Source organism: Providencia sp. PROV076 (assembly GCF_028483405.1).
Taxonomy (GTDB): Bacteria; Pseudomonadota; Gammaproteobacteria; order Enterobacterales; family Enterobacteriaceae; genus Providencia; species Providencia huaxiensis.
In genome coordinates, this window is record NZ_JAMPRR010000055.1 from 1 (window position 1) to 4362 (window position 4362).

Genomic DNA, 4362 nt, shown 5'->3' on the forward strand with positions numbered 1-4362 from the left:
TTAGATTGTCCCTCTAAGACACGGAATCGGTGGTTAAACCACATCAACCAAGCAAGAATTTATTTTCGCTTGTTTTTTTCAGGAGACAAATCAGGGAGATAATTGAGAACATGAAGGAAGTGGTGCTGATAGGCAGATTCGAACTGCCGACCTCACCCTTACCAAGGGTGTGCTCTACCAACTGAGCCATATCAGCACATCTTGGAGCGGGCAGCGGGAATCGAACCCGCATCATCAGCTTGGAAGGCTGAGGTAATAGCCATTATACGATGCCCGCAATGAACTCGGCTACCTGAGTTATCAGCTGTTAAACTGTTCCTCAAAATTTTCATCGAAGAAAATTTCTTGGAGATGGTGGTGGGAGAAGGATTCGAACCTTCGAAGTCTGTGACGGCAGATTTACAGTCTGCTCCCTTTGGCCGCTTGGGTATCCCACCTATCCAAATTTTTAATGGTGCCGGCACCAAGAGTCGAACTCGGGACCTACTGATTACAAGTCAGTTGCTCTACCAACTGAGCTATGCCGGCATCAAGTGCTGCGCATTCTAGGTAGAGTCGGCGCAGGTTGCAACAAAAAAATTAACTTTTTTGTCTGTTCGCTCACATTTTGTTCGCTTTTTGCATTTTTGTTGATTTTTTAACTATTTTAAGCTTAAAACATCAACAACAGCTGTTAACTATAGTCCATTACCATTTAGTCAGTAAAGGGAGAAAAAGACTTAAAATTTTTAAAATTATTATTTTTTATTCGATATCATAATTTTACCCTTTCATTTTTAGGTGTTTTTTTCGTCACTCAGTATCATTTTTTCTGCGTATATCAAAAAAAACTCATAAAAAATAGAAAAAAACCTACGCCTACCCACTTTCACTCGCTATGATGCTAGCAAATTTTATGGATACGGGTGTTTAGGCAACCTGTCCAACCTGCACAAAATAGGCAGATGTTGGTTTATGAAAAAGAAAGAAAATTTTATTACTACGCCATACTTAGAGTTTGATAGAGAACACTGGGCAACTTTACGTGATTCAGTTCCACTTACATTAACATCGAGCGAACTCCTAGAGTTAAAAGGGATTAACGAAGAGCTCTCTATGGAAGATGTTATAGAGATTTATCTACCTTTATCGCGTTTATTGAATTTTTATATCAGTTCAAACTTACGTCGTCAGGCTGTCTTAGAGCAGTTTCTTGGAACTAATGGCGCAAAAGTGCCTTATATTATTGGTATAGCGGGTAGCGTAGCTGTTGGTAAAAGTACAACGGCACGTTTGCTACAAGCACTACTCACTCGTTGGCCAGAACACCGTAAAGTTGACTTAATTACGACTGATGGTTTTTTACATCCTAATCAAGTATTGAAAGATAGGAATATCATGAAGAAAAAAGGGTTTCCGCAGTCTTATGATATGCGAAAACTTGTCAACTTCGTGTCGCAAATAAAATCAGGTGCACGTAACGTTAAAGCACCAGTTTATTCACATTTAACGTATGATATCGTTCCTGACCAGGAACAAATCATTGATCAACCTGATATTTTAATACTTGAAGGGCTGAATGTCTTACAAAGTGATATGGATTACCCACAAGATCCTCATCATGTCTTTGTATCTGACTTTGTTGATTTTTCTATTTATGTTGATGCTGCACCTGAATTATTAAAACAGTGGTATATCGGCCGGTTTCTTAAATTTAGGCAAGGTGCATTCTCAGATCCTGATTCTTATTTCCATAATTATTCTAAACTAAGGGAAGAAGAAGCAATTAATATTGCAGGCTCTATCTGGGATGAAATTAACGGATTAAATCTTGAAGAAAATATATTGCCAACAAAGGAAAGAGCAAGTTTAATTATGACTAAAGGTGAAAACCATTCTATTCAGAGTGTTAGACTAAGAAAGTAATTATTTATATTGGCCGGCTTATTGCCGGCCAATAATATATAATCAATTAGGCCGCAATGATATTTCACCACCTATATACGGTATTATTTCATCATTATCTTTTTGTAATAACAAAGCACCTTGATCATTAATACCACGTTCAACACCCGTTATTATATCATTACCTATCAATAGCTTAACAGGTCTATTAAGAAAGTTGTCTAATTTAAACCACCGTTCTAAAAATGGTTTCAGCCCTTCTCGCTCAAATATAACCAAGGACTTTCTTAATGACTTAATAATATTTGCAGATAATTCATTACGCTCTATATTCTCAACTTCATCTCTTAGTGATGACCATTCTTGTGTTATTGTATTAGCGTCTTCAATATTGTTTTTATTCATACCAATATTAATTCCAATCCCAATAATAATGTGAGCGGCATCTCCTGTTTTACCTGTTAATTCAACTAGAATTCCGGCAAGTTTTTTATCATTCATATATAAATCATTAGGCCATTTTACTTTTACTTTATCTTGGCTTATTTTATTCAATGCTTCCGCAATGACGATACCGACAACAAGGCTTAGTCCTACTGCAGCGGCAGGGCCTTGATCTAATTTCCAATACATAGAAAGGTAGAGATTACAGCCAAATGGTGAGATCCACTGGCGCCCTCTTCTACCACGCCCAGCACTTTGATATTCGGCTAAGCAAGTATCCCCTGACTTCAGGCTATTAATACGCTCTAACATGTATTGATTCGTTGAATCAATAACTGGCTCAACAATAATATTCACGCCATCAACTTGTTTTTTAATAGCTTCTTTGCTTAATAAATTGATTTGATATGGTAGCTTATAGCCTTTGCCAGCTATTGTTTCTATGTTTAGTCCCCAAGAGCGCAATGTTTTGATATGTTTATTAATTGCAGATCTTGTCATTCCTAATTGTTCACCGAGTTGCTCCCCCGAATGGACCTGAGCATCAGCTAAGATATCAATTAGCTGTAAAGGAATATTAGTTTCTTTCATCGAATATAATCCATTGCATTAACTTCACCCCTTCTGCCTATAAACCTGACTTCTGGCTCTAAGATAATATCAAAACGCTTTGCTACCGTTTGACTCACATATTTCGCCAAGTTAGCAATATCTTGCCCTGTTGCGTGGTGCTTATTAATTAGCACCAACGCCTGTTGGGTGTGAACGGCAGCACCACCGATTTGATGACCTTTTAAACCACACTGGTCAATTAGCCAGCCTGCGGCTAATTTAATACTGCCATCAGCTTGTTCATATTGGGGACAATTAGGATGAGCTATTTTTATGGCCTGTGCCTTTTCTGCCGAAATAACGGGATTCTTAAAGAAACTCCCCGCATTGCCTGTTACTGTTGGGTCAGGTAATTTACTTCTACGTGTTTGGCATACAGAGTTGAATACTTGTTCTGGCGTTACTGTATTGGGGTCAAGTTGAGCAAGGTCACCATACATAAGCTTAGGTGTCCATTCTTTAGCAAGTTTTAACCCAACACTGATAATGACATGGCCATATTGATATTCATGCTTAAAAATACTATCACGATAGCCAAACTGGCACTCAGCAGCGGTTAGCCGAGCTACTTTACCTGTTTCTAGAGAAAGTACATCAACATACTCACATATATCTTTCAGCTCTATACCATAAGCACCAATATTTTGAATGGGAGCAGAGCCAACACAACCCGGGATCAACGCTAAATTTTCTGCACCAAAAACACCTTTACTCAATAATGTTTCAAGCAATTGATGCCAATTTTCACCTGCTTGGGCATGAACATACCAATAGCTGTTATCTTCTGTTATTTTTATACCCTTCAGCTGATTGATAATTACCACACCTTCAAAGTCTGCAACAAATAGAACATTGCTTCCTCCCCCTAATAATAATACGGGAAGTTGCTGATTTTTAGCCTCGGCCCATTGTTGGAGTAAAGATTCTTGATTATCCACAAAAACAATTGATAATGCTTTTGCTTGAATGCCAAAGCTATTAAATGATTTAAGTTCAGACATTAGGTTCATTACAGCCTTCAGTACAAATAAAACTAGGATAGGATAAGTCTATCAGGCTGGATTAAGAGTGAATAGCAAGATTAGGAAAATAAGATAATTAGTAAAAATTATTCTATTCGTAGAATAAAAAAAGCCACCCAATGGGTGGCTTCTTTATATTTAAAACCTAGCAGTTCCCTACTCTCACATGGGGAGACCCCACACTACCATCGGCGCTACGGCGTTTCACTACTGAGTTCGGCATGGGGTCAGGTGGGACCACCGCGCTATTGCCGCTAGGTAAATTCTTTTTAAATGCCGATTATATGGTGCTGATACCCAGATTCGAACTGGGGACCTCACCCTTACCAAGGGTGTGCTCTACCAACTGAGCCATATCAGCAATATGGTGCGGTCAGTCAGTACTGACACAACCTTAAAA

At 38.4% G+C, this 4362-nt stretch carries 3 protein-coding genes, 5 tRNA genes and 1 rRNA gene; 1 reads left to right on the plus strand and 8 read right to left on the minus strand.

Annotation, left to right across the window (positions count from 1 at the left end; genetic code table 11):
- Positions 1–120: 120 nt before the first annotated feature.
- The 4 genes from PSF67_RS21680 to PSF67_RS21695 all read right to left on the minus strand — a co-directional run bounded on the left by PSF67_RS21680 (position 121) and on the right by PSF67_RS21695 (position 528).
- Positions 121–196: transfer RNA gene (locus tag PSF67_RS21680), tRNA-Thr, on the minus strand.
- A gap of 6 nt (positions 197–202) precedes the next feature.
- Positions 203–277: transfer RNA gene (locus PSF67_RS21685), tRNA-Gly, on the minus strand.
- Positions 278–352: 75 nt separating this feature from the next.
- Positions 353–437: transfer RNA gene (locus PSF67_RS21690), tRNA-Tyr, on the minus strand.
- 15 nt (positions 438–452) lie between these two features.
- Positions 453–528 (minus strand) — tRNA-Thr (locus PSF67_RS21695).
- Between the two features lie 426 nt (positions 529–954).
- Between PSF67_RS21695 and coaA the strand changes: the two genes are divergently transcribed.
- Positions 955–1905 carry a type I pantothenate kinase gene (coaA, locus tag PSF67_RS21700; RefSeq protein ID WP_102140753.1) on the plus strand — a complete coding sequence of 317 codons (951 nt, stop codon included), beginning with the start codon at positions 955–957 and terminating at the stop codon, positions 1903–1905.
- A 42-nt stretch (positions 1906–1947) separates the two neighbouring features.
- On the opposite strand, the gene birA is transcribed toward coaA, so the two are convergent.
- The 4 genes from birA to PSF67_RS21720 all read right to left on the minus strand — a co-directional run bounded on the left by birA (position 1948) and on the right by PSF67_RS21720 (position 4323).
- Positions 1948–2919 (minus strand): bifunctional biotin--[acetyl-CoA-carboxylase] ligase/biotin operon repressor BirA, encoded by a 972-nt coding sequence (gene birA, locus PSF67_RS21705; RefSeq protein ID WP_195697894.1) that lies wholly within the window; start codon positions 2917–2919, stop codon positions 1948–1950.
- The gene (gene murB, locus PSF67_RS21710; protein ID WP_231069004.1) at positions 2916–3950 is read right to left on the minus strand and encodes a UDP-N-acetylmuramate dehydrogenase; all 1035 of its coding nucleotides are present in this window, start codon (positions 3948–3950) and stop codon (positions 2916–2918) included. The genes birA and murB overlap by 4 nt, the downstream gene beginning before the upstream one ends.
- A 155-nt stretch (positions 3951–4105) precedes the next feature.
- Positions 4106–4221: ribosomal RNA gene (gene rrf / locus PSF67_RS21715) — 5S ribosomal RNA — on the minus strand.
- 26 nt (positions 4222–4247) lie between these two features.
- A tRNA-Thr gene (locus PSF67_RS21720) sits at positions 4248–4323 on the minus strand.
- Positions 4324–4362: the final 39 nt, after the last annotated feature.

Coding starts and splice junctions, on each gene's coding strand:
- murB (WP_231069004.1), bottom strand. CDS start 3,950: ATGAACCTAATGTCTGAACTTAAATCATTTAATAGCTTTGGCATTCAA.
- birA (WP_195697894.1), bottom strand. CDS start 2,919: ATGAAAGAAACTAATATTCCTTTACAGCTAATTGATATCTTAGCTGAT.
- coaA (WP_102140753.1), top strand. CDS start 955: ATGAAAAAGAAAGAAAATTTTATTACTACGCCATACTTAGAGTTTGAT.